Source organism: Mesorhizobium sp. M8A.F.Ca.ET.165.01.1.1, from assembly GCF_004792065.1.
In the GTDB taxonomy this organism is placed as follows: Bacteria; Pseudomonadota; Alphaproteobacteria; order Rhizobiales; family Rhizobiaceae; genus Mesorhizobium.
This window is the reverse complement of the sequence record NZ_SRTH01000010.1, coordinates 34,702-57,890: the sequence shown is the minus strand read 5'-3', so window position 1 is coordinate 57,890 and position 23,189 is coordinate 34,702. Positions and strand designations below refer to the sequence as shown.

The 23,189-nt window shown below is 63.6% G+C and carries 18 protein-coding genes and 1 pseudogene; 3 read left to right on the top strand and 16 right to left on the bottom strand.

Annotated elements, in window-relative coordinates; translation table 11 throughout:
- Positions 1–63: 63 nt before the first annotated feature.
- The 5 genes from ugpC to EN808_RS23600 form a co-directional block, all read right to left on the bottom strand.
- Positions 64–1,176, bottom strand: a complete 1,113-nt coding sequence (ugpC, locus tag EN808_RS23620) for a sn-glycerol-3-phosphate ABC transporter ATP-binding protein UgpC (protein WP_135917025.1) — start codon at positions 1,174–1,176, stop codon at positions 64–66.
- Between the two features lie 29 nt (positions 1,177–1,205).
- Positions 1,206–2,870: an alpha-glucosidase gene (locus EN808_RS23615; protein ID WP_135917024.1), complete on the bottom strand. Its 1,665-nt coding sequence runs from the start codon at positions 2,868–2,870 to the stop codon at positions 1,206–1,208.
- A 4-nt stretch (positions 2,871–2,874) separates the two neighbouring features.
- Entirely contained in the window at positions 2,875–4,029 is a 1,155-nt protein-coding gene (locus tag EN808_RS23610) for a carbohydrate ABC transporter permease (RefSeq protein ID WP_127275670.1), read from the bottom strand.
- A gap of 1 nt (position 4,030) precedes the next feature.
- The gene (locus tag EN808_RS23605) at positions 4,031–5,044 is read right to left on the bottom strand and encodes a sugar ABC transporter permease (RefSeq protein WP_127275671.1); all 1,014 of its coding nucleotides are present in this window, start codon (positions 5,042–5,044) and stop codon (positions 4,031–4,033) included.
- 168 nt (positions 5,045–5,212) lie between these two features.
- Positions 5,213–6,568 carry an ABC transporter substrate-binding protein gene (locus EN808_RS23600; RefSeq protein ID WP_135917023.1) on the bottom strand — a complete coding sequence of 452 codons (1,356 nt, stop codon included), beginning with the start codon at positions 6,566–6,568 and terminating at the stop codon, positions 5,213–5,215.
- A gap of 366 nt (positions 6,569–6,934) precedes the next feature.
- On the opposite strand from EN808_RS23600, the gene EN808_RS23595 reads away from it, so the two are divergent.
- Positions 6,935–7,957, top strand: a complete 1,023-nt coding sequence (locus tag EN808_RS23595) for a substrate-binding domain-containing protein (RefSeq protein WP_135917022.1) — start codon at positions 6,935–6,937, stop codon at positions 7,955–7,957.
- On the opposite strand, the gene EN808_RS23590 is transcribed toward EN808_RS23595, so the two are convergent.
- Entirely contained in the window at positions 7,954–8,862 is a 909-nt protein-coding gene (locus tag EN808_RS23590) for a LysR family transcriptional regulator (RefSeq protein ID WP_135917021.1), read from the bottom strand. The genes EN808_RS23595 and EN808_RS23590 overlap by 4 nt on opposite strands.
- Before the next feature lie 79 nt (positions 8,863–8,941).
- On the opposite strand from EN808_RS23590, the gene EN808_RS23585 reads away from it, so the two are divergent.
- Complete coding sequence (locus tag EN808_RS23585) at positions 8,942–9,760, top strand: class I SAM-dependent methyltransferase (RefSeq protein WP_135917020.1); 819 nt, start codon at positions 8,942–8,944, stop codon at positions 9,758–9,760.
- A gap of 23 nt (positions 9,761–9,783) precedes the next feature.
- Positions 9,784–10,278, top strand: a complete 495-nt coding sequence (locus tag EN808_RS23580) for a hypothetical protein (protein WP_135917019.1) — start codon at positions 9,784–9,786, stop codon at positions 10,276–10,278.
- An 11-nt stretch (positions 10,279–10,289) separates the two neighbouring features.
- Here the strand turns inward: EN808_RS23580 and EN808_RS23575 are convergent, their stop codons facing one another.
- The 10 genes and pseudogenes from EN808_RS23575 to EN808_RS23525 all read right to left on the bottom strand — a co-directional run bounded on the left by EN808_RS23575 (position 10,290) and on the right by EN808_RS23525 (position 23,173).
- A complete protein-coding gene (locus tag EN808_RS23575) occupies positions 10,290–11,678 on the bottom strand; it encodes a S8 family serine peptidase (protein ID WP_135917018.1) in 1,389 nt (462 codons plus the stop codon).
- Between the two features lie 160 nt (positions 11,679–11,838).
- Positions 11,839–12,507, bottom strand: a complete 669-nt coding sequence (locus EN808_RS23565) for an anti-sigma factor (protein ID WP_135917016.1) — start codon at positions 12,505–12,507, stop codon at positions 11,839–11,841.
- Positions 12,504–13,070 (bottom strand): sigma-70 family RNA polymerase sigma factor, encoded by a 567-nt coding sequence (locus EN808_RS23560; protein ID WP_135917094.1) that lies wholly within the window; start codon positions 13,068–13,070, stop codon positions 12,504–12,506. The genes EN808_RS23565 and EN808_RS23560 overlap by 4 nt, the downstream gene beginning before the upstream one ends.
- A gap of 282 nt (positions 13,071–13,352) precedes the next feature.
- Complete coding sequence (locus tag EN808_RS23555) at positions 13,353–14,192, bottom strand: alkaline phosphatase family protein (RefSeq protein WP_127275726.1); 840 nt, start codon at positions 14,190–14,192, stop codon at positions 13,353–13,355.
- Between the two features lie 83 nt (positions 14,193–14,275).
- Positions 14,276–15,861 (bottom strand): annotated as a pseudogene (locus EN808_RS23550) (ABC transporter substrate-binding protein).
- 119 nt (positions 15,862–15,980) lie between these two features.
- Entirely contained in the window at positions 15,981–17,636 is a 1,656-nt protein-coding gene (locus EN808_RS23545) for an ABC transporter ATP-binding protein (RefSeq protein WP_135862473.1), read from the bottom strand.
- Positions 17,636–18,460, bottom strand: a complete 825-nt coding sequence (locus tag EN808_RS23540) for an ABC transporter permease (protein ID WP_127275728.1) — start codon at positions 18,458–18,460, stop codon at positions 17,636–17,638. The genes EN808_RS23545 and EN808_RS23540 overlap by 1 nt, the downstream gene beginning before the upstream one ends.
- Positions 18,461–18,470: 10 nt before the next feature.
- A complete protein-coding gene (locus EN808_RS23535; RefSeq protein ID WP_127275729.1) occupies positions 18,471–19,430 on the bottom strand; it encodes an ABC transporter permease in 960 nt (319 codons plus the stop codon).
- 16 nt (positions 19,431–19,446) lie between these two features.
- On the bottom strand, positions 19,447–21,033 hold the full coding sequence (locus tag EN808_RS23530; RefSeq protein ID WP_135917015.1) for an ABC transporter substrate-binding protein: 1,587 nt from the start codon (positions 21,031–21,033) through the stop codon (positions 19,447–19,449).
- A 154-nt stretch (positions 21,034–21,187) separates the two neighbouring features.
- Entirely contained in the window at positions 21,188–23,173 is a 1,986-nt protein-coding gene (locus EN808_RS23525; protein WP_135917014.1) for a CocE/NonD family hydrolase, read from the bottom strand.
- Positions 23,174–23,189: the final 16 nt, after the last annotated feature.

Sequence of the window (23,189 nt, the reverse complement as noted above, 5' to 3'; positions counted from 1 at the left end):
ATAAAAAGAGAGCGGCGGGCCTGCCCGCTGCTCTCTTTTTTTGTTGTCGAGACATGGCTGGCCTCAGGCGGCTTTTGCTTCCGCTTCGTGCAGCGCGAACGACCGTCCATCCGCATCGAAGATATGAAGGTCGCCGGCATTGGCGGTCAACTGCAGCGTCGAGCCGCGCTTGACCTCGACATTGCCCGGCAGCTTGGTCACCAGCGGCAGGTCGGCACGGCCGATGTCGATATAGACCAACTGAACCTCGCCGAGTTGCTCGACATAATCGACCGTCCCCTCGAACAGATAGTCCGCACCACTGGCGATCGCGAGATCTTCCGGCCGCACGCCGAAGCTGACCGCCGCTCCCTTTGCCGAGGGAGGCGTCGCGATCGGCACCGTCGCCTTGCGGCCGCCGACATGGCTGATGATGGTCGGGTTGCCCGTCTTGTCGACCGTGGCCGGCAGGATGTTCATGGCCGGCGAGCCGATGAACTGGGCGACGAATAGGTTGCCGGGGTTCTTGTAGAGCTCCATGGGCGTGCCGACCTGCTCGATGTGGCCATCCTTCAGCACCACGATGCGGTCGGCCAGCGTCATCGCCTCGACCTGGTCGTGGGTGACATAGATCATGGTCGTGTTGGGCATCGATTCCTTGAGCTTGGCGATCTCGATACGCGTGGCGACGCGCAGTGCCGCGTCAAGGTTCGACAGCGGTTCGTCGAACAGGAACACTTTTGGATTGCGCACGATGGCGCGGCCGATGGCGACACGCTGACGCTGGCCGCCCGACATCGCCTTGGGCAGGCGGTCGAGATATTTGGTCAGCTGCAGGATTTCGGCGGCCTGCCGCACCCGTTTGTCGATCTCGGCTTTGCTTTCCTTGCCGATCTTCATCGAGAAGGCCATGTTGTCGTAGACTGTCATGTGCGGATAGAGCGCGTAGGACTGGAACACCATGGCGATGCCGCGCTTCGATGGCGGCACGTCGTTGACCACCTGGCCGTCGATCTTGAGTTCGCCCGAGGTGATTTCCTCAAGCCCGGCGATCGAGCGCAGCAAGGTCGACTTGCCGCAGCCCGACGGGCCGACGAAGACGATGAATTCGCCCGATTTGATGTCGAGGTCGATGCCGTGGAGAATGTTGAGATTGCCGTAGGACTTCTTCACTTGTCTCAAATTGACATCGGCCATTGATTTCCTCCCAGTGGTTCCTCAGATGTTCAGCCTATGCGCCCGAACCAGACGCCGTAACCGCCGAGTTCGACCGTACCGGTGCTTGCCTGCCCGGAAAATCCGTGTCCCGCCAAAGGTTGCAGGGTTCGGTTGCCGAGGTCAACCTTCGCTGGCGCAGCGCCCAGATTGAAGACGCAGACGATCTCCTCATTGCCCGCCCGGCGGGTGAAGGCGACGGTGTCGCCCTGGCTTTCGATGAAGCTGATGTCGCCCTTGGCCAATGCCGGATGGGCGCGGCGGAAGGCGAGAAAGCGCCGGTAATGCTCAAGCAGCGAGGTTTCGTCACCTTGCTGCACGTTGACCGCCTGTGACAGGTGCTTGGCCGGCACCGGCAGCCAGGGCTTTGCCTGGGAGAAGCCGCCATTGCTGGCATTGCCGTCCCACACCATGGGTGTGCGGCAGCCGTCGCGGCCCTTGAATTCCGGCCAGAAGCGGATGCCGTAGGGGTCCTGCAGGTCCTCGAAGCGCAGGTCGGCCTCGCCGAGCCCGAGTTCTTCGCCTTGGTAGATGCAGACCGAGCCGCGCAGCGACATCAGCAATGCCGAGATAACCTTGAGATAAGCGGTCGGGTCGGTTTCGCCGGCGGCCCAGCGCGAGGCCGGGCGCATCACGTCATGGTTGGAAAACGCCCAGCACGACCAGCCGTCGCTGGCCACCTCGCCAAAAGCTTCCAGCACCGAGCGGACCTTGGCTGCGCTGATCTTTTCCGGCGCCAGGAAGTCGAAGGAATAGCACATATGCACGCGCTTGCCGCCCGCTGTATAGGCGGCGACCACGTCCAGCCCGCGCTGCGAATCGCCGACTTCGCCGACCGCGGCGGTCGCCGGATACTCGTCGAGCAGCGCCCGGAAACGCTCGAGGAAGGCGAGGTTCTCCGGCCGGCTCTTGTCGTAGATATGATCCTGGTAGTTGTAGGGATTGACCGCCGGCGCGGTCTGGTCGTTGCGCTCTTCCGGTGGCAGCGGCGGGTTGTTTTCCAGCCCCTGGCTGTGGAAGTAGAAATTGATGGTGTCGAGGCGGAAGCCGTCGACGCCGCGCTCCAGCCAGAAGCGGGTGACGTCGAGCAGCGCGTCCTGGACTTCCGCGTTGTGGAAGTTGAGGTCGGGCTGCTCGGCCAGGAAATTGTGCAGGTAGTATTGCTGGCGGCTGGTGTCCCATTGCCAGGCCGAGCCGCCGAAGATCGACAGCCAGTTGTTGGGCGGCGTGCCGTCGGGCCTTGCGTCCGCCCAGACATACCAGTCGGCCTTCGGATTGACGCGGCTCGAGCGGCTTTCCTTGAACCAGGGATGGATGTCGGCGGTATGCGACAGCACCTCGTCGATCATCACCTTGAGGCCCAGCCGGTGCGCCTCCGCCGTCAGTGCGTCGAAATCCGCCAGCGTGCCGAACATCGGGTCGACGTCGCAATAATCCGAGACGTCGTAGCCGAAATCCTTCATCGGCGATTTGAAGAAAGGCGAGATCCAGATGGCATCCGCGCCAAGGGCGGCAATGTAGGGCAGCCTGCCGATGATGCCTTTGAGGTCGCCAATGCCGTCGCCATTGGAGTCCTGAAAGCTGCGTGGATAGATCTGATAGATCACCGCGCCCCGCCACCAGTCGCGGTCGATGGCGGGGTCTGGTTTCGAAGTCGCCTTCAAAGCCGATTGCATGGTCTCAACCTCCTTTCACCGAGCCGGCCAGCAGCCCGCGGACGAAATAGCGCTGCAGCGAGAAGAAGACGATCAGCGGCACGATGATGGTGATGAAGGCCGATGTCGTCAGGATCTCCCAGTTGCCGCCGCGCGAGCCGAGCAGCGCATTGAGCTTGGCCGTCAGCACGATCTGATCGGGCGCCGTTCCGAGGAAAACCATTGCCACCAGCAGATCGTTCCATACCCACAGGAATTGGAAGATCGCGAAGGAGGCAAGCACCGGGAAGGACAGCGGCAGCACGATCTTGACGAAGATCTCGAAATCGCTGGCGCCGTCGATGCGGGCCGATTCCATGATCTCGCGCGGCAGGCCGGCGATATAGCTGCGCAACAGGTAGATGGCGAAGGGCAGGCCGAAGCCGGTATGCGCCAGCCAGATGCCGAGATAGGTCTTGGACGGCACGCCGAAGAAAGTGCCGACGCCGTTGTAGAGCCTGAGCAGCGGGATCAGCGACATCTGCAGCGGCACCACCAGGAGGCCGATGATGACCGCTATCAGCAAGGCGCGTCCGGGAAACCGCATCCAGGCCAGCGCGTAGGCGGCAAAGGCCGCGATCAGGATCGGGATCACGGTCGCCGGGATGGTGACCGTCAGCGAATTCATGAAGGAGCGGCCGATGCCTTCGGAGAACAGCACGGTCTGGTAGTTGTCGGTGGTGAATTTCGGCGGCGCCGACGAGGCGTAGTAGACGCGCTGGCCGCGATCGCCTTCGAAGGCCTTGGGCGATGCCATGACGAAGCTGCCGTCGGCATTGACCTGCAGGGTCACGCCGTCACCGAGGTCGGCTGATGTGCCGGCCGGATATTGTGTAGGTGCTGCTGCCTTGACGCCGAAGGCGCTGATGTTGCGCTTGACGCCGTCGCCGAAAATGTTGCCCTCGAGGACGAACTTGCCGTCCTTCTGGGTCTGCGCCGAGGCGGCCGGCAGGCGCCCGGCCTCGGTCTGGCTGGAACTGGCGAACGAATTCCACCAGCCCGAGGCGACGATCTGGTCCTTGTCGCGCAGCGACGAGACGAGGATGCCGAGCGTGGGGATGGTCCAGATCGCCACGAAGACGAGCACCGCGATATGGACGCCGAAACGGCTTGCGAAGGAATTTCCGGTCGCCACGGCCATATCAGTGCCCTCCCGTCTCTTTGTTGGCCTGGCGGATGTTCCAGATCATGATCGGAATGACCGCGATCATGATGATGATGGCAATGGTCGCGCCGCGGCCGAAGTCGCCGCCGCCGCGGAACATCCAGTCGAACATCAGATTGGCCAGCACCTGGCTGTTCCATTGGCCGTTGGTCATGGTCAAGACGATGTCGAACACCTTCAGCACCAGGATGGTGATGGTGGTCCACACCACCGCGATGGTGCCCCAGATCTGCGGCACCATGATCTTCCAGAAGATCTGGAACGGGTTGGCGCCGTCTATGACGGCGGCTTCCAGCGTTTCTTCGGGGATGCCGCGCAGCGCCGAGGACAGGATGACCATGGCGAAACCGGTCTGGATCCAGATCAGGATGATCATCAGGAAGAAGTTGTTCCAGAACGGCAGCGATATCCAGACCTGCGGCTGGCCGCCGAAATGCTGGATGATGGCGTTGAGCAGGCCGATCTGGATCTGGCCGTCGCCACGATATTCGTAGATGAACTTCCAGATCACGCTGGCGCCGACGAAGGAGATGGCCAGCGGCAGGAAGATCAGGCTCTTGGCGATCGTGCCCCACCATATCTTGTCGGTAAGCACGGCGATGATCAGGCCGAGGAAGGTGCAGGCCGCCGGCACCACCGCCAGCCACAGGATGTTGTTCATGATCGCGTTTCGCAGATCCGGATCGCGCAGCGCCCATTCGTAGTTGGCGAACCCGACGAAACTCGTGCCGCCGCGGTCGAAGAAAGACAGCCACAGCGTCGCGATCACCGGATAGATCAGGTAGATGGTCAGGATGATCAGCGCCGGACCCACGAACAGCCAGGGCCGCACCAATCCCTGCCGGCGCAGATTGTTGACGGCGGCCGTCCCGGACACCCCGCGCGAGGGGAAGATCAAATCGAGCAGTTTGTTGGCGCCCCAGAAATAGGCGACGCAGCCGCCGACGCCGATGATGATGACGAATATTGCCGAGAAAATCTGAGTCGCCATGGGTCCCTCTCCCTGCGCATGACCGGCCAGCGATGCTGGCGATCGGATGCACCGACTTTCAGTTATTCGGAACAATCGAAACGTGAAGGCTTCCGGCGAGCACCGCCGGTCGGATCCGGGCCGTGGCCCGGATCCAGCAGGAGGATTGGAAGGTGTTAGGTCGCCCCGCTATTTGATAGCGTCCCAGCTCTTCTGGATGTCGGTGGCGACGTCCTGGGCGGACTTGCCGCCGACCAGGTCGATCATGCCGGTCCAGAACGAGCCGGCACCGACCTTGCCGGGCATCAGGTCAGAGCCGTCGAAGCGCACCGTCGTGGCGCCGACCAGGATCTCGCCCTGCTTCTTCAGCGCATCGCTGCCATAGGCGTCCTTGTTGGCTCCCTTGAAGGGGGTGACGAAGCTCTTCTGCGCCATCCACAATTCATGCGCGAGCGGCATCTGCAGGAATTTGATGAATTCGCGCGACGCCTTGGAATCCTTGGTGATCATCACCAGCGTCCCGGCCACTTCCAGCGGGGTTCCCAGTTCCGGCTTGGAGGCGTAAGGCGGGTAGGGGAAGAAGTCCGCATCCTGGCCGAGCTTCACGCCCTCCGGGAAGAAGGAGGGGATGAACGATGCCTGATGGTGCATGTAGCACTTCGGCGGCACGGTGAAGAGGCCCTTCGGGCTGTCGCGGAAGTCGGTCGCCGCGACTGCCTTGGCGCCGCCGTCCACCATCTTGTCGTCGGTGGCGATCTTGCCGAAGATGTCGATGGCGTTGACCACCGCCGGATCGGTGAACGGGATCTCGTTCTTCACCCACTTGTCGTAGACTTCGGGCGGCTGCGTGCGCAGCATGATGTCCTCGACCCAGTCGGTCGCCGGCCAGCCCGTCGCGCCGCCCGAACCAAGCCCGATGCACCACGGCTTGCCGCCATCGGCGATGATCTTCTTTTCGAGCTCCGCCAGTTCTTCCTGCGTCTTCGGCACCTTGTAGCCGGCTTCCTCGAAATTGTCGGGCGAGTACCAGACCAGCCCCTTCACGTCGATCTTGTAGGGAAAGGCATAGAAGCCCGGCTTGCCGTCCTTGCCACTGTAGGTGCCGAGCTTGGCCCAGGAGTCGCCGGCGGCGTAATTCTCCTTGACCCAGGCCGCGACGTCGTCGCCCAGCGGGGTCAGGACGCCCTTGGAAGCAAGGTCCTGGATGAGGCCCGGCTGAGGCAGCACGGCGATGTTGGGCGGGCTGCCGGCCTGGGTGTCGATGACGATCTGCTGCTCGTAATTCTCGGACGAGGAATATTTGACCTCCGCGCCGGTGGCTTCGGAGAAATAATCGAGTACCGACCGCACAAGCGTCTCGTCCTCGCCACGCCACGGTCCGAAGATCGACAGAGTCTCGCCCTTAAGGTCGACTTTCTTGAGATCTTCGTAATTCGCCCAGTTGAAGCGCTTGTCCTCGCCCGGCTTGAACTTCAGTTCGGCATGCGCGGGCGCGCTCAGGGCGAATGCGGCAGACGCAACACCCAGCAAAAGCATTTTCTTCATCGGTATTCCTCCCAGTGGGTCACACACTCACCGGACGGAACCTCCATTCCGCCCGCCGACGCCGCAGGACTGTGACTCAGTCGCAAGGGAACCGCAACCTTTCGAAGAGTCTTCCAAAGCGCTTTGGCTTCGCCGATCTCGCCATTGAATCGATCAGGAGTCAAGAGGGCCTGCGGACTAATCGATTTAATTGCCTGCAGCCAGGGCTCGAAAAAGTGCGTCGCAACATACTTTTTTGGCAATGCAACAGCAATTCTTGTTTCAAACCCAACCCCGGCACGCTTATGGTCTCTGCGATATGGCCGCGTCGCGGACGGTGGTTGGGTCGATTCAATCTAAAAGCGCTTTGAGGCAGGGAGGCCTCTCGTGAACCTCAAGCAACTTGCCCATATGCTGGCGCTTTCGCAGACCACGGTTAGCCGGGCGCTGAACGGCTACCCCGAAGTCAACGAGGAAACCCGCAGGCGCGTCAAGGACGCCGCCAAGCGCCACGGCTATCGCCCCAATCCGAGCGCGCGCCGGCTGGCCACGGGCAAGTCCGGAATGATCGGCTATGTGCTGCCGACGGGTGCGGCCGTCGACATCGACCCGCACTTCGTCGAATTTCTGTCCGGCCTGGGCGACTATGCCCGCTCGCACGAACTCGACCTCGTGTTGTCGCCGGCTGATGCCGACGATCAGGAGACGACCTACCGGCGTATCGTCGCCAACCGGCAGGTCGACGCCGTCTACATCTCTTCGCCCAGGCCCGCCGACCGGCGCGTGGCGCTGGTCAACACGCTCGGCATTCCTTTCATCGTCCATGGCCGCAGCGAGGGTTTCGATTTCGACTATCCCTATCTCGACATCGACAATGAAGGCGCTTTCCACGAGGCGGCCCGGCTGCTCGTCCAGCTCGGCCATCGGCGGCTGGCGCTGATCAACGGCGATGACAGGGAAACCTTCGCCATTCACCGCGAGCGCGGCCTGCGCCGGGCGCTGGCCGCGAGCGGCCTGACATTGGGCGATCGCCATGTCTGCTCCGTCGTCATGACCGAGGAGAATGGCTATCGCGCTACCCGGCGCCTGCTCGAACAGGACGGCGCGCCGACGGCAATCGCCTGCTCCAGCCTGATCATGGCGCTCGGCGTCGTGCGCGCGGTGCGTGATCTCGGGCTCAGCATTCCCGGCGACGTCTCGCTGATTGCCCATGACGACGTCTTTCCCTGGCTGAAGCCGGAGAATTTTTCCGTGCCGCTGTCCACGACGCGCTCGTCGATCCGGCTGGCCGGCGCACGCATTGCCGAGCGGCTGGCGGCACGCATATCGGGGCTGGAGGAGGGCGCCCGCGGCGAGGTCTGGCCGGTCGACCTGGTGGTGCGGGGGTCCGTGGCTGGCGCGCCTGCCTAGCCCGCGGATTTGAGATGATCGATGAAGGCGCGCAGCTTCGGCAGGACCTGGCGCTTGCCGGGATGATAGAGGAAGACACCCGGCGTCGTCGCCGAGAGGCCCTCTAGAACGGGCTTTAGTTTTCCCTGGGCAATCGGACCCTCGGCAATGGGTCGAGGCGTTTGCGCCAATCCAACGCCTTGCATCGCGGCCCCCAGCAACGTCGGATAGTCATGCGCGATCAGCGGGCCCGAGACGATCGCCTCGATCGTTTCGTTGCCGTCGACGAAGGACCAGGGCGCGATGGCGCCGTTCGAGCGGCGCAAGCGCAAGCAGGCGTGGTGGCGGAGATCCTCGACATGCGCGGGATAGCCATTGTGCTCAAAATAGTCCGGGCTGCCGACGACGACGAAGCTGAACGGCGGCGTCAGCCGCACCGCGACCATGTCAGGCGCGACGAATTGGCCGAGGCGGATGCCGGCGTCGAACCCGCCGTTCGCGAGATCGACCATCTCGTCGCTCGCGGCGATCTCCAGCTCGATCTCGGGATAGGCTCGGCAGAACGACGCGATCATCGGCTCCAGGATCAGCGGCACGACGGCCCGGGGCACGGACAGGCGTAGCAGTCCGGTTGGCCGCTGGCCGACATCTCGGGCGGCTTCGCCGGCCGAGACGAGTTCTTCGAAGGCAGGGCCGGCGCGGTCAAGAAACCGCTGACCGGGCTCGGTCAAGCCGACGCTGCGCGTCGTGCGGACGAACAGCGCGGTGCCCAAGCGCGCTTCCAGTGCCCGCACCGCCTGGCTCACGGCGGACGGCGTCACGCCGAGATCCGCGGCGGCGCGGCGGAAGTTGCGGTGCCTGGCGACAGCCAGGAACGCCTCGACGCCTTCCAGCGCACCATGACGAACTGTGTAGTTCTGCTTCATAGGTCGTTGTGATTACAGGGGATAGTCGAATTATGGAAGCGGGCTTAGGTAGCAGGTCGAAGCACGGAGACATCTTTCAATGACCAATGAACTCGATAGGGTGCGCGACCATTATCGCGCGACCGGCCTGACTGAGCGGCTGAAGACCGTACTGGCCGCCCTTGGTCCGGCGGACCAGCTTCTCACGCCACAGCAATTGGGTACCCTCGACCAGTTTCACACGCGTGGGCTTGCTGCCACCGCCGAGCTTGCCCAATTGGCGGGGGTCGCCGCCGATATGTCGGTCCTGGACGTCGGCTCGGGCATCGGCGGGCCGGCGCGCTTTCTGGCTGCGACCTATGGCTGCCGGGTTACTGGCGTGGACCTCAGCGAGCCTTTCGTGGAAGCCGCACGCTATCTGACCGAACGCACGGGACAGAGCGGGCAGCTGTCGTTCCAGACTGCCAATGGCCTGGAGCTTCCGTTCGACGACGGCCGTTTCGACATCGTGTTGCTGCAGCATGTGGCGATGAACATCTCCAACCGGGCGCGGCTCTATCACGAGACCAGGCGCGTATTGAAGTCAGGCGGCCGGTTTGCCACCTTCGACGTCGCATTGGGCAAGGGTGAACCGCACTATCCGCTCCCCTGGGCACGAATGCCGGCGACGAGCTTCCTCCTGACAGCCGACGCGACGCGCGCGGCGATCGAAGCGGCCGGCTTCCGCATGCTCGCATGGCAAGACGACACTGAGGCCGCCAGAGCCTGGTTCGCGCAACTGCGCGCATCGGGGCCGCCGCCTTCGCCAAATCTCGGCGTGGTGATGGGGCCGGACTTCGCCGAGCTTACGACCAACCTAGGTCGAAATCTCATGCAGGGCCGGCTCGGCATCCTGACCGCGGTGTTCGAAGCAGTGTGAACCGGCTGTCGGGAAGACCTCAGATGTCCACGGAAGTCCTATTTCAAACCCATCTCGTTCTGGGCTATGTCGCATGGCTGCTTTGCTTCGGCGCGTATATCTGGCCCTGGCTCCGGCAAATGGACCCGGTCGCAGCACAACGCGCCATCGCCACCCTGCACAGCTTCCGCTTCTTCGGCCTCGTCTTCATCCTCCCGGGCGTCGTGGGTTCCAACTTGCCTGCCGGCTTCGCCGCATTCGCCGCCTACGGCGACTTCGCAACAGGGGTGCTGGCCATGCTGGCATTGCTCACGGTGCGGATACCTCGGCTCTTCTGGCCGTTCGTCGTCGCCTTCAACCTTTTCGGGATGGTCGATCTGCTAGTCGACTATTATCATGCCACGCAGCTCGGCCTTCCCGCACACGCGGAACAATTCGGCGCCACCTATGCGATCCCGATCATCTATGTGCCGCTGCTGATGATCACGCACATCGCCGCGTTCTGGTTCTTGGTCCGTCCCGGGCAACGCGCGGCCTGAGCCGTCACGGGCTACTCCTTCGCCGTCTGTGCGGCCTTGATGTCCAACAGCCCAAAGCCGAAATCATTGTCGCGGCCCTTCGGGCCAAGATCCCTGGCGGTGGCGGCCAGTGCCTTCTCGATGTCGTCGGCCGAGCGTTCGGGGGCGGCATGGATGAGGTTGGCGATGGCGCCGCTGACGATTGCCGCGGCAAACGAGGTGCCCGTGACGACGTCCGAGCCGGCCCCGCTCGGCGCCACCATCTCGACCCCCGGCGCCGAGATGAAGACATAGGCGCCGCGATTGGCCTGCGGCATCAATCCGTCCTTGGCGTCCGTGGCCGTCACCGCAATGACGCCGTCAAAGGCGGCCGGGTAGCCATAGGGCGCCTTCGGCCCGTTGTTGCCGGCCGCCGCGACCAGCACCATGCCGAGCGCGCGGGCATTGCGGCAGGCAGTACCGAGCAGGTCGTTCTTCGGGCCGACGAAGCTCATATTGATGATGCTGACATTCTGGTCCGCCGCCCAGTCGAGCGCCGACAGGATGACGTCCATGGTCGACTTGCCGCCCTCGAAGGCGCGTGCGTGGTAGATCCTGGCGCCCGGCGCCATGCCTTCCAGCGCGCCGACGCCGGCAATCAGCCCGTCGACCGAGGTGCCGTGATCGCGCTTTTCGATCGGCACGCCGGGCATCGCATCGAACTGCACGGCGATGACGCCTGCCAGAGCCGGATTGGTGTCGTCGATGCCGGTATCGATGACGGCGACACGGACGTTTTCGCCACTGGCCTGTTTGGCGTCGAGCGCGATGCGGTCGAAGGCATAGTTGACGATGCCGGCCGCTTGCTGCAGCGAATAGATATGGTTGGGCTCGCGGCGCTGCGTGCGGACGTCGGCGGCAAGCTGCGCCAGCACGACGCCGACCGGGCGGCCGTCGGGAATGCCGAAGCGCACCAAAGTCGTGCCAAGCAGCCGGGACTGGCGCTGCGAGCGCACTTCGAGGCCGAAGGAGGCGGCGATCTGCTGCACCGCGCCGGCATCGCCATCGACGGTCACCAGCACCTCGTCGGGCACGAATTCGCCGGTCACGGCGCGCGGCGGCTGAACGGCGATGAGATCGGTCGGCGAGACGATCGCTCCGCCCGACGGCGGGCCGGCCTGGTTGCCTGCAACTGGTGCCGCGGGCTCCGGCCGTGGTGTCGGCACCGGTGCCGGGGGAGCGGCCGGGTTGGGGAAGAGGTCGACGATCAGGGCGGGCAGAAAAACGGCGCCGGCCTCTGCCGCACCCGACCCGCCCTTGGCGCCGCCGTCCTTGACGCAGTCGGCTGCCGTCACATTGGCCTCGTCGCTACAATCGATTTTCGCCCGGTCCGGATTGGTGGCGTTGGTCTGCGCCGACGCAGGCACGGTGACGATTGCCATCGCCGCCAAAGCAATTCCAAGAAAAGTGCGTAGCGGTTTTCTCGGGAAAAGCGCAAAGCGCTTTCCCTTGGGAATTGCATCAAAACAAGAAGATGGAGCAGTCGATCGTTTTCGCGAAACGGTGAACCGCTCTCGCATTGCCGCAAATCGAATGACCGCCTTAGCCGCCATCAACGGGCTTCCTTCCCTCGATCACGGTCTCCGCGAAAGGCTGGGCTGCAATAAGGCCGCGCGCCTTCTCGTAGTCGGCGGCGGTCGTCGCCGGAATGGCGAGCCTGAAGACGCCGTCGGCGGTCGGACCACCGATGATCTTGAGCTTGTTGGTGTCGAGGAAGACGGCAATATCGGCCATCCTGGCGTCCGGCTTGAACTTGACCAGGGCGAACGGCATCTTCGCCAGATCGTCTTCAGTGCCGGCGATCTCGAAATTGCCGCCCTTGCCGCCTGGCTGCACCAGCGATTGCACCGCGATCAAGGCCAGCAGGACCGCGGCCGTCGCCCAGGCGACGCCAGCCGGCACCGCCATGAAGCGGTCCCAGGCCCGCGCCAGCCAGGACGCGCTTGCCGGCGCCCGAGTCGGCCCTGCCTCCGCGTCCAGCGCCTTGGCGAAGCGGCTGAGCGCATCGGCCGGTGGACGGATCGCCTCGTTGGCCGCGGCCGTGCCGGAGAACTCGGCTTCCGCCTCGCCAAGCGCGGCAAGTGCCGCGGGATCGTTGGCCAGCCATTCTTCGATGGCTTCCAGATCCGAACCTTCGAGCGAACCGTTCAGGTAGAACGGCAGCAACGTTTCCATTTCGTCGCGGCGCGACATCTTTTCAGCGGCGCTCATGGCCACCCCCTGTCGTAACCGGCGGCCTTCAGGGCTTCGCCGAGTTTCTTGCGGGCATAGAACATCCGGGTCTTGACGGTCGCGACCGGGATGTCGAGCACCTGCGCGATCTCGGTCACCGATTGCCCTTGATAATAGGCGAGGTCGATCACCGTGCGGTGCTCCTCGGGCAGGGCGTCGATGAGGCGGCGCAAGGCGGCCGCCTTGTCCTCCTTCATGGTGACGACCTCGGGCGTATCGGCGCTGTCGGGCACCGCGGCGGCGGCCTCGTCGTCGATCCAGTCTTCCTTCTTCTTGCGCAGCAGCGAGAGCGCCTTGAAGCGGGCGATGCCGAGCAGCCATGTCGAGACTTCGGAGCGCCCTTCGAAGCCCGGCGCCTGGCGCCACAGTTCGAGGAACACCTCGTTCGCGATATCGTCAGCCATCAATTCCGATCCCGTCTGGCGCGCCACGAAGCGGTAGATCCGCGCGTGGTGACGCATGAACAGGAGCCGCACGGCAGCCCGGTCGCCCTTCGCGACCCGGTCGACAAGCGCGCGATCGGTCTCCGCCGCCGCCGTCATGGCCGGTTGAGCCGCCTGGCCCCTGTCTGCTCTGTCGCCGATCGGTCCAAAAAGGTTCATCCTCCGCCAAGGAATTTTCGGAGGCTATCCGAAGAAAGTTTGTCTTGCCAGAGCCGCGCATTTTTCCTTCTCCCCTTGTGGGAGAAGGTGTCGCCGAAGGCGACGGATGAGGGGTGTTCCAGCGGAGTGAGGCGTTGGTGTTTCCTGGAACACCCCTCATCCGTCTCGGCGCTCCGCGCCGATCCACCTTCTCCCACAAGGGGAGAAGGGAAGATCGCCGCACTAATCCAAAAACGGCTTGGCCTTCATCGTCTCGGGTATTGCCACGCCCAGCCGCTTCAGCACGGTCGGTGCAAGCTGCAGCTGGTCGAGCAGCGTGTCGGCCTGCGGTCCCTTGCCGGCGCCGAAATAATAGAGCGCGAAATCCTGCATCTCGTCGTCATGGCCGCCATGGTGGCCACGGTCGGTCTGGCCGTGGTCGGCGGTGACCATGACCTCGTAGCCGGCCTCGATCCAGCCCGGCAGGAAGGCCGCCAGCATGCCGTCCATGGCGTAGCAGGCATAGTCCATCTCGTGGCAGTCATGGCCGAAACGGTGGCCCATCGAGTCCAGCGTGCAGGTGTGCAGGATGCCGTAGTCGATGCCATGGCGCCGGGTGAGCATGGTAAGCGTCGCGAACAGGTCGACATCGCTCGGCGTCATCTGGTTCTTGAGATTGTAGCCGGTCATGGTGTGGAAGCGGCCATGCGTGATCGGCCCACCAGGCTCATCATACTCCATGTCCTCGACGAGGTCGAACGGGTAGGAGCGGAAGAATTCGGACCAGTAGGAATGGGTGACCGCACCTGTCTTGCCGCCGGCCTTGCTGACTTCCGAGAAGATGTCGGGCTGCCCGACGCGAAACCGTTTCTCGTTGGACAGGATGCCGTGCACCTGCGGCGACACGCCGGTGTGGATCGAGGCATAGCAGCAGGCCGAGGTCGACGGCAGCACCGAGCGCATCTTCCACACCCGCGCCTCGCCCGACTGCACCCAGCCTTCGAGATTGCCCATCAGCCGGCGCCAGTTCCGGTAGGGAACGCCGTCGAGGATGATCAGCAGAAGCTTGGATCGGATCGCCACGGGCTGCTCCATGCGATTGTTTGTTGAAACGAGTGCGCCGCGTGTCGTCAGGACACGCGGCGCTTTTCACTATGAGAGGGATGTCAGGCGTTCAGCCAGCACTCGGCGAGCGCGTAACCATCCATCATTTCGCCGATCGGGCTCTTGGCGAAGCCGCCGATCTTGTTGGTGGCGGCGGCGTCGATGAACTGGTTGAAGAACGGCACGATCAGGCCGCCTTCGTCGCGCATCAGCACCGCCATGTCGTGGTAGATCGCCTTGCGCTTGTCCTGGTCGAGCTCGCCGCGCGCCGCAAACAGCATCTTGTCGAACTCCGGCCGCTTGAAGCGTGTGTCGTTCCAGTCGGCGGTCGAGACATAGCCGGTGGAGTACATCTGGTCCTGCGTGGCGCGTCCGCCCCAATAGGAGAGCGAGAAGGGCTGCTTGTTCCAGACTTCCGACCAGTAGCCGTCGCCCGGCTCGCGCTTGATCTCAATCTTGATGCCGGCCTTGGCGGCGCTCTGCTGGTAGAGCTGGGCCGCATCGACGGCACCAGGGAAGGCGACATCGGAGGTACGCAGCAGGATCGAACCGCTGTGGCCGGACTTCTTGTAGAGCGCAGCCGCCTTTTCCGGGTCGAACTTGCGCTGTTCGATGGCGGTAAACAGGGGATAGGCCTCATTGATCGGGAAGTCGTTGCCGACCGAACCATAGCCGCGGAGGATCTTCTCCAGCATCTCGTCACGATCCATGGCGAGCTTCAGCGCCATCCGGAGATCGTTGCTGTCGAAGGGCGCCGTGTCACAGAACATGTTGAACGGATAATAGCCCTTGCCGGACGCATTCTCGATGCTGACGCCGGGAATGCGCTTGACCAGGTCGACGACCTTTGGCTCAACGCGGTTGATCATGTGGACCTGGCCGCCCTGCAGCGCGGCCAGACGGGCCGTCGCGTCATTGATGACGACGATCTCGACCTGGTCGGCATGGCCGGCCTTGTCGCCCTGCCAGTAATTGGCGAAGCGCTCGCCGCCATGGCGAACGCCCGGCTGGTTGACGGTCACCTTGTAAGGCCCGGCGCTGATGCCGGCATTCGGGTTGTCCTTGCCGCCATTCGGCTGGATGACGAGGTGGTAGTCGGCCATCAGATATGGGAAGTCGGCATCGGCGTCGCCGAGCGTGAAGATAACTTCCTTGCCGCTCGCCTTGACGCCCTTGATGTTCTTGAGAATGCCGAGCGCGCCCGACTTCGATTTCTCGTCGGCATGGCGCTCGATGGTGGCGGCGACGTCCTCGGCGCCAACCGTCTTGCCGTTATGGAATTCGATGCCGTCGCGAATCTTGATCGTCCATGTCTTGGCATCCTTGGAGGCGCCGATATCCTCGGCGATCAGGTTCACCAGCTTGTTGTCGGGGGTGAGACGGACAAGATACTCGCCCCACTGCTTGCCGAAGCTGAAAGTGACCTGGCTGAGGTTCAGCGCCGGGTCGAGGCTGTTGGTCGTTCACCGCCTTGCAGGCCGGCCTTGAGGATGCCGCCCTTGACCGGGCTCTGCGCGAAGGCTTTCCCGGCCAGCGTCGTTGCCAGCGCGGCGGACACGCCAAGTGCCGCTGTGCGGCCAAGAAAGTCGCGACGCGATATCCGGCCCTGGCCAGCGAGATCAGCGAGATGGTCGAGTTCAGTCTTCATGTCCTGCCCCTTGTTGAAAATAACGTCACACCAGTGGCGCCCGTCCGGAGGACGTGTGGCGCCCTAGTGCTGCATGCGGATGACGGCCGCCATCTCCCCGGCTGGCGGCAGCTGGCTGATTAGTTCCCCGCGCTGGCCATGCGCCGCCCCTTGATCGCCTTTTCCAACCAGCCGATCTCCATCTCCGGAACGGACGACAACAACAGGTCGGTATAGGCGTCGAAGGGCGGTGTGAGCACCTTGCTCTTGGAGCCGTAGCGCACCACTTCGCCGCGATACATCACCGCGATCGAATCGGCGATCGACTTCACCGTCGCCAGATCGTGGGTGATGAACAGGTAGGCGACCTTTTCGTGCTGCTGCAGGTTGAGCAGCAGCTTGAGGATGCCGTTGGCCACCAACGGGTCGAGAGCCGATGTCACCTCGTCGCAGATGATCAGCTTCGGCTTGGCGGCGAGCGAGCGGGCGATGCAGACGCGCTGCTTCTGGCCCCCCGAAAGCTCGGCCGGATAGCGGTCGACGAAGCCCTTGCCCATCTCGATCTCGTCGAGCAGCTCGGCCACACGCCGGTCGCGTTCCCTGCCGCGGATGCCGAAATAGAATTCGAGCGGCCGGCCGATGATGGTGCCGACGGTCTGGCGCGGGTTCATCGCCACGTCGGCCATCTGGTAAATCATCTGCAACTGGCGCAGATCCTCCTTCGGCCGGTCGGCAAGCCGGTTGGCCAGCGGGCGCCCGTCGAAGGTCACATTGCCTTGCTCGGGCGGCAACAGGCCGGTGATGGCGCGCGCCAGCGTCGATTTACCGGAACCGGATTCGCCAACCACGGCCAGCGTCTGGCCCGGATAGATGTCGACCGAAACGTTCTTGAGCACTTTGACCTGGCCGCCGCCATAGGCGGCGGTGACGTTCTTGACCGACAGGAACGGTGTCGCGCCCGGATTCTGTTCGGCATGCTCTATCTCGTGCACCGAGACCAGCGCGTTGGTGTATTCCTGGCGAGGCTCCTTGATGATCTGGCGGGTGCCTCCCCATTCGACCAGCCGGCCGTGGCGCAGCACCATGATCTCGTCGGAGACCTGGGCGACGACGGCAAGGTCATGGGTGATGTAGAGCGCCGCCACATGCGTGTCGCGGATGGCGTCCTTGATCGCCGACAGCACGTCGATCTGCGTCGTCACGTCGAGCGCTGTGGTCGGCTCGTCGAAGACGATCAGGTCGGGTTCGGAGCACAGCGCCATCGCCGTCATGACGCGCTGCAGCTGGCCGCCCGACACCTGGTGCGGAAAGCGTTCGCCAATGGTTTCCGGATTGGGCAGGCTGAGCTTCTTGAACAGCGCGACGGCCCGCTTCTCGGCGTCCGCGCGCGTTGCCGTGCCATGCAGCAGCGTGGCTTCCACAACCTGGTCCATCAGCCTGTGCGCCGGATTGAAGGCGGCTGCCGCCGATTGCGCGACATAGCAGACCTCGCGGCCGCGCAGCTTGCGGAATTCGTCCTTGCCGCCCTTCAGGATGTCACGGCCGTTGAGAATGACTTCGCCGCCGGTGATGCGCACGCCGCCGCGGCCATAGCCCATCGACGACAGGCCGATCGTCGACTTGCCGGCGCCGGATTCGCCGATCAGGCCCAGCACCTTGCCCTTCTCCAGCGTCAGCGACACGTCGTGGACCAGCGTGATGGTCTTCGGCGCCTCACCAGGCGGATAGACCGTCGCCTCGATGCGCAAATTGCGGATGTCGAGCAGGGGAGTGGACTTTGCCTTGCCGTCAGCCATCAGCCGCGTCCTCCCTTCAGGCTTGTCGTGCGGTTCAGTACCCAGTCGGCCACTAGGTTGACCGAGATCGCCAGGGCCGCGATCGCGGCCGCGGGAATGAGCGCGGCGGCGATGCCGAAGACGATGCCGTCCTTGTTCTCCTTGACCATGCCGCCCCAGTCGGCGTCTGGCGGTTGCACGCCGAGACCGAGAAAGGACAGCGTCGACAGGAACAGCACCGCGTAGATAAAGCGCAGGCCGAGCTCGGAGACCAGCGGCGACAGCGCGTTGGGCAGGATCTCGCGGAAGATGATCCAGGCGCTGCCTTCGCCGCGCAGCTTGGCCGCTTCGACATAGTCCATGACGTTGATGTCGACGGCGACTGCGCGCGCCAGGCGATAGACGCGCGTCGAATCGAGAATGCCCATCACCAGGATCAGCGTCACCAGGTTGGTCGGCAGCACGGAGAGCACGACCAGGGCCATGATCAGTGTCGGGATCGACATCAGGAGATCGACGAGGCGGGACAGGATCGTGTCGAACCAGCCGCCGAACACAGCCGCCGAAAAACCCAGTATGGCGCCGAGCGAGAACGACAGCGCGGTGGCCAGCACGGCGATGAACAGGGTGATCCGGGCGCCGTAGATCATGCGCGACAAGAGATCGCGGCCGAGATTGTCGGTGCCAAGCCAATGCGCCGCCGACATCGGTTCCCAGACGTCGCCGACGATCTCGGCATTGTCGTGGGGCGAAATCCACGGCGCGAGGATCGCCGCGAGCACGAACAGGGCTGTCAGCACCAGGCCGATCAGAGCGGGGATGGGGATGCGTTTTATATCGAGCATGCCCGCCCCCTCACTTTGGATGTCTGAGACGCGGATTGGCGACGATCGCCGCAATGTCCGCGATGATGTTGAGGCTGATGTAGACGGCGGCGAAGATCAGGCCGACCGCCTGCACCACCGGCACGTCGCGCTTGGTGACGTGGTCGACCAGATACTGTCCCATGCCGGGATAGACGAAGATCACCTCGACCACGACGACGCCGACGATGAGATAGGCGAGGTTCAGCATGACGACATTGATGATCGGCGCGATGGCATTCGGGAAGGCGTGCCTGCGGATGACGGAGAAGGCTGAAAGCCCTTTGAGTTCCGCCGTTTCGACATAAGCCGACTGCATGACGTTGAGGATCGCCGCACGCGTCATGCGCATCATGTGCGCGAGCACTACCAGCGTCAGCGCCGTGGCCGGCAGCGCGATGGCCTGCATGCGTTCGCCGAAAGGCATGCCGTCATAGACAGTCGAGATGGCGGGAAAGATCTGCCATTTCACCGCGAAAAAATAGACCAGGAGATAGCCGATGAAGAATTCCGGGAACGAGGTCGAGGCAAGCGCCAGTCCGGAGATCAGCTTGTCGACCCAGCCATTGCGATAGCGCACCGCGATCAGCCCAAGGATGATTGCCAGCGGCACGGCCACGATCGCCGCCCAGAAGGCGAGGAACAGCGTGTTCCACAGCCGGCCCTTGATTGAGGTTGCGATATCCTGCCCGCTCGACATCGCCGTGCCGAGGTCCCCGGTCAAGACGCCGCCGAGCCAATGGAAGTACCTGATATAGGCGGGGTCGTTCAGTCCAAGCTGCTCGCGCAGATTGGCGAGCGATTCCGGTGTCGCCGATTGTCCCAGAATGGCTTGCGCGACGTCGCCGGGCAGGATTTGCGTGCCGGCAAAGATCAGGACCGAAATGGCCAACAAAAGGAGGATGCCCAGCGCGATGCGCTGGGCGATTAGTTTCAGGATGGGTGAAGACATATCCGCAAAGCCGGACTCAGGCCTGCAGCCAGCACTTCGCCAGGGCGTAGCCGTTCATCAGCTCCTGATGCGGGTCGTCCACCCAGCCATCGACCTTGGCGCCGGTGGCGTCGATGAACTGGTTGAACATCGGCAGGATCAGACCGCCTTCGTCGCGCACCATGACCGCCATGTCGTGGTACATCTGCTTGCGCTTGGCCTCGTCGAGTTCGGCGCGCGCCGCCAGCACCATCTTGTCGAAATCCGGGCGCTTGAAACGCGTGTCGTTCCAGTCGGCGGTCGACAGGTAGGCGGTCGAGTACATCTGGTCCTGCGTCGAGCGGCCGCCCCAATAGGAAGCGCAGAAGGGCTGCTTGTTCCAGACCTCGTTCCAGTAGCCGTCGCCGGGCTCGCGCTTGAGCTCGATCTTGATGCCGGCCTTGGCAGCACTCTGCTGGAAGAGCTGCGAGGCATCGACCGCGCCCGGGAAGGCGACGTCGGAGGTCCTCAAAAGCACGGTGCCATCATGGCCCGACTTCTTGTAGTGGAATTTCGCCTTGTCCGGATCGTACTTGCGCTGTTCGATTTCGGTGAACAGGGGGTAGGCGGAGTTGATCGGGAAGTCGTTGCCGAGCGAGCCATAGCCGCGCAGCACCTTGTTCAGCATCTCCTCGCGGTCGATCGCCAGCTTCAGCGCCATCCTGAGGTCGTTGTTGTCGAACGGCGCCGTGTTGCAATGCATGATGAACACGTAGTGGCCCGGACCGGCGTGGTTGCGGATGGTCACGCCCGGCACGCGCTTGATCAGGTCGACGATCTTCGGCTCGACGCGGTTGATCATGTTGACCTGGCCGCCCTGCAGGGCCGCCGTGCGCGCAGTCGCATCGTTGATGACGATGATCTCGATCTGGTCGGCATGACCCATCTTGTCGCTTTGCCAGTAATTGGCGAAGCGCTCGCCGCCATGGCGCACGCCGGGCTCGTTGGTGGTGACCTTATAGGGTCCGGCCGAGATGCCGGCGTCGGCCTTGTCCTTGCCGCCGTTCGGCTGGACGATCAGGTGATAGTCGCTGAGCAGGTAGGGAAGGTCGGCATTGGCCTCCTTCAGCGTCAGCACCACTTCCTTGCCGCTGGCCTTGATGGTATCGATGCCCTTCATGTAGCCGAGCGCGCCGGATTTCGATTTCTCGTCCGAATGGCGCTCGAGCGTCGCGGCGACGTCCTCGGCGGTCACTTTCTTGCCGTTGTGGAATTCGACGCCGTCGCGGATCTTCAGCGTCCAGGTCTTGGCGTCCTTGGACGAGCCGATCTCCTCGGCGATGCGGTTCTCGAGCTTGCCGTCGGGCGACAGCTCGACGATCATTTCGCCCCAGCACTTGCCGAAGGCGAACGGCACCTGGGTCATGAACAGGGCCGGATCGAGACTGTTGGTGGATTCACCGCCGACCAGGCCGGCCTTCAGCGTGCCGCCCTTGACCGGACCGGCCGCCCGCGCCGCGCTTGAAAGCAGCGAGTTGGCGAAGGGTGCGGCGATGCCGAGCGCTGCCGCCCGGCCGAGAAAATCACGACGGCTCAGCTTGCCTGCTGCAACGCGCCGGCTAAGGAATTCGAGTTCATTCGACATTTTGAGTTCCTCACTCTGTTGGTTCGACTCTGTGGTCGATTTTCTTGCTTCTTGTGAGGGGAATAATGACCGCAAGGGAAAGCGGTAAGCAAGACCGAATGCGACATGCCGTGGCGTAAATCGCACGTCGCATTTGGACCAACGGTTTCAGCACTCAGACCAGCGCGCGCGGGACCCTTTCGTCGAAATCGCGCTCGAAGACGAGGTTTTCGCCTTCGTAGGCCTCGATTCTGGCGCTGACGATGAAGTTTTGCGCATCCGACCGCATCTGCGCCCATGTCTCGGTACGGACCGACCATCCATTTCGCGACAGGGTCTGCGTCCAATGTGTTTTCCCGGAGGCTGACAGAGGATCGTCAGGATGGATGGTCCAGGTTTCGCGGGCGATGCTGCCGTTGACAAGGCCGTGGTCGAGATCACGCACCTCGCCGAAATCATCCGCAATGGAAAGCGTGACGATTCCCGTCTTTTCGTCGCGGTCGACATGGCGTTCGGACTTGGCGGGTCGAACCGTCTCGGTCGCCCAGGGCGTGGCGCCTTCCGGTTCGCCGAAGACGACTTCGTCGCCTGTTGCGAGCAGGCGCAGCGGCACTGATAGCGAGGCCGCCGACAAGGTCAGCCGTACCGGCTCCGGCGAGGGCCAGATGGCAGGCCAGTAGGCGGTCGAAACGGCGACGCGCAAACGATGCCCGGCCGGCACGCGGTAGGCACATTGATCGAGCACGACACGCGCCGAAACCGTCTCCCCTGGGACCAGCGCCTCGGGGAATTCATGCGACTTGCGGTGCGTCAGATTGAGCACGCCATAGGAGATAAGTTCCGAGGCGCCGTCGGGATGCACGTCGCAAAGCCGGACCGCGATGTTGGCCTGGGGCCGATCGGAGGCAAACTGGATCTCAAGCTCCGGCGCGCCGACGATCTCGATCGGCTTGGTGAGCTCAGGCTGGTCGAAACACGCCGACAGCCCGTCGTCAGGGCGCTGGTCACCAGGCAATTCCGGGCCGAAGGTGAAGGGAAAGTATTCGCCGCCGGCAAGCCCGCAGGTCTGCGGCGAAGCGACGATGGAAGGTCCTGCATCAGCGGAAACGAGTTCGATCGTTTCAATCGTTATCTTGGACGACGGCCATTCCTGCTCGGCTATCCAGCGGCCGGGCCGCTCCGGATGCCAGCGAGCGGGGCGCACGCTGTCCATCACATAGGCGCGATAGTCGGGATCGGCCTCGACGCCGGTCTCGGCGCCCTTCAGCCAGTGGTCCCACCAGCGCAGCGCTTCCTGCAGGAAGCCGATGGCCGGCTTGGGGCCCGCATAGTGCGGGTATTTGTGTATCCACGGTCCAACGATGCCCTTGACCGGTGCCTCGATGTTGGTGACGAGGTGCGAGATCGTGTTGCGGTAGCCGTCATGCCAGCCGCCGATCGACAGCACTGCGGCTTTGATTGCGGAAAAATCCTCGCAGATCGAGCCGCGCTTCCAATAGGCGTCGCGATGCTGGTGGCTGAGCCACAGCGGCAACAGGAAGGACTGGTTCTCCAGCCGCGCCAGCCAGAGATCGCGCCAACGGTTATCGCCGGCAATCAGCGGATCCGGTGGCCGCGACGAATAGGACAGCATGGTCGAGGCCCAGCCGAAATTCTCGTTCAAAAGGCAGCCGCCCTTGTAGTGAATGTCGTCGGCATAGCGGTCGACGGTCGAGCACAGGCTGATAACCGCCTTGAGCGCCGGCGGCTGTTTGGCCGCCACCTGCAGGCAGTTGAAGCCGCCCCAAGAGATGCCCATCATGCCGACATTGCCGTTGCACCAGGGCTGCGCCGCCGCCCAGGCGATGACATCGCAGGCGTCCTGCAGTTCCTGCTCGGAATATTCGTCGTCCATCAGCCCTTCGGAATCGCCATTGCCGCGCATGTCGACGCGGATCGAGGCGTAGCCGTGGCCGGCGAAATAGGGATGGGTAAGCTGATCACGAAAGATCGTTCCGTCGCGCTTGCGGTAGGGCAGATGCTCGAGGATGACAGGTACCGGATCGTCGCCCGCATCCTCCGGCATCCACACCCGCGCCGACAACCGGCAGCCATCGGGCATGACGATGCCCATGTCGGGAAATTCGACGACCTTACGGGGAAATTCGGTGATGGTTTTCATGGCAGGCATAACGCTC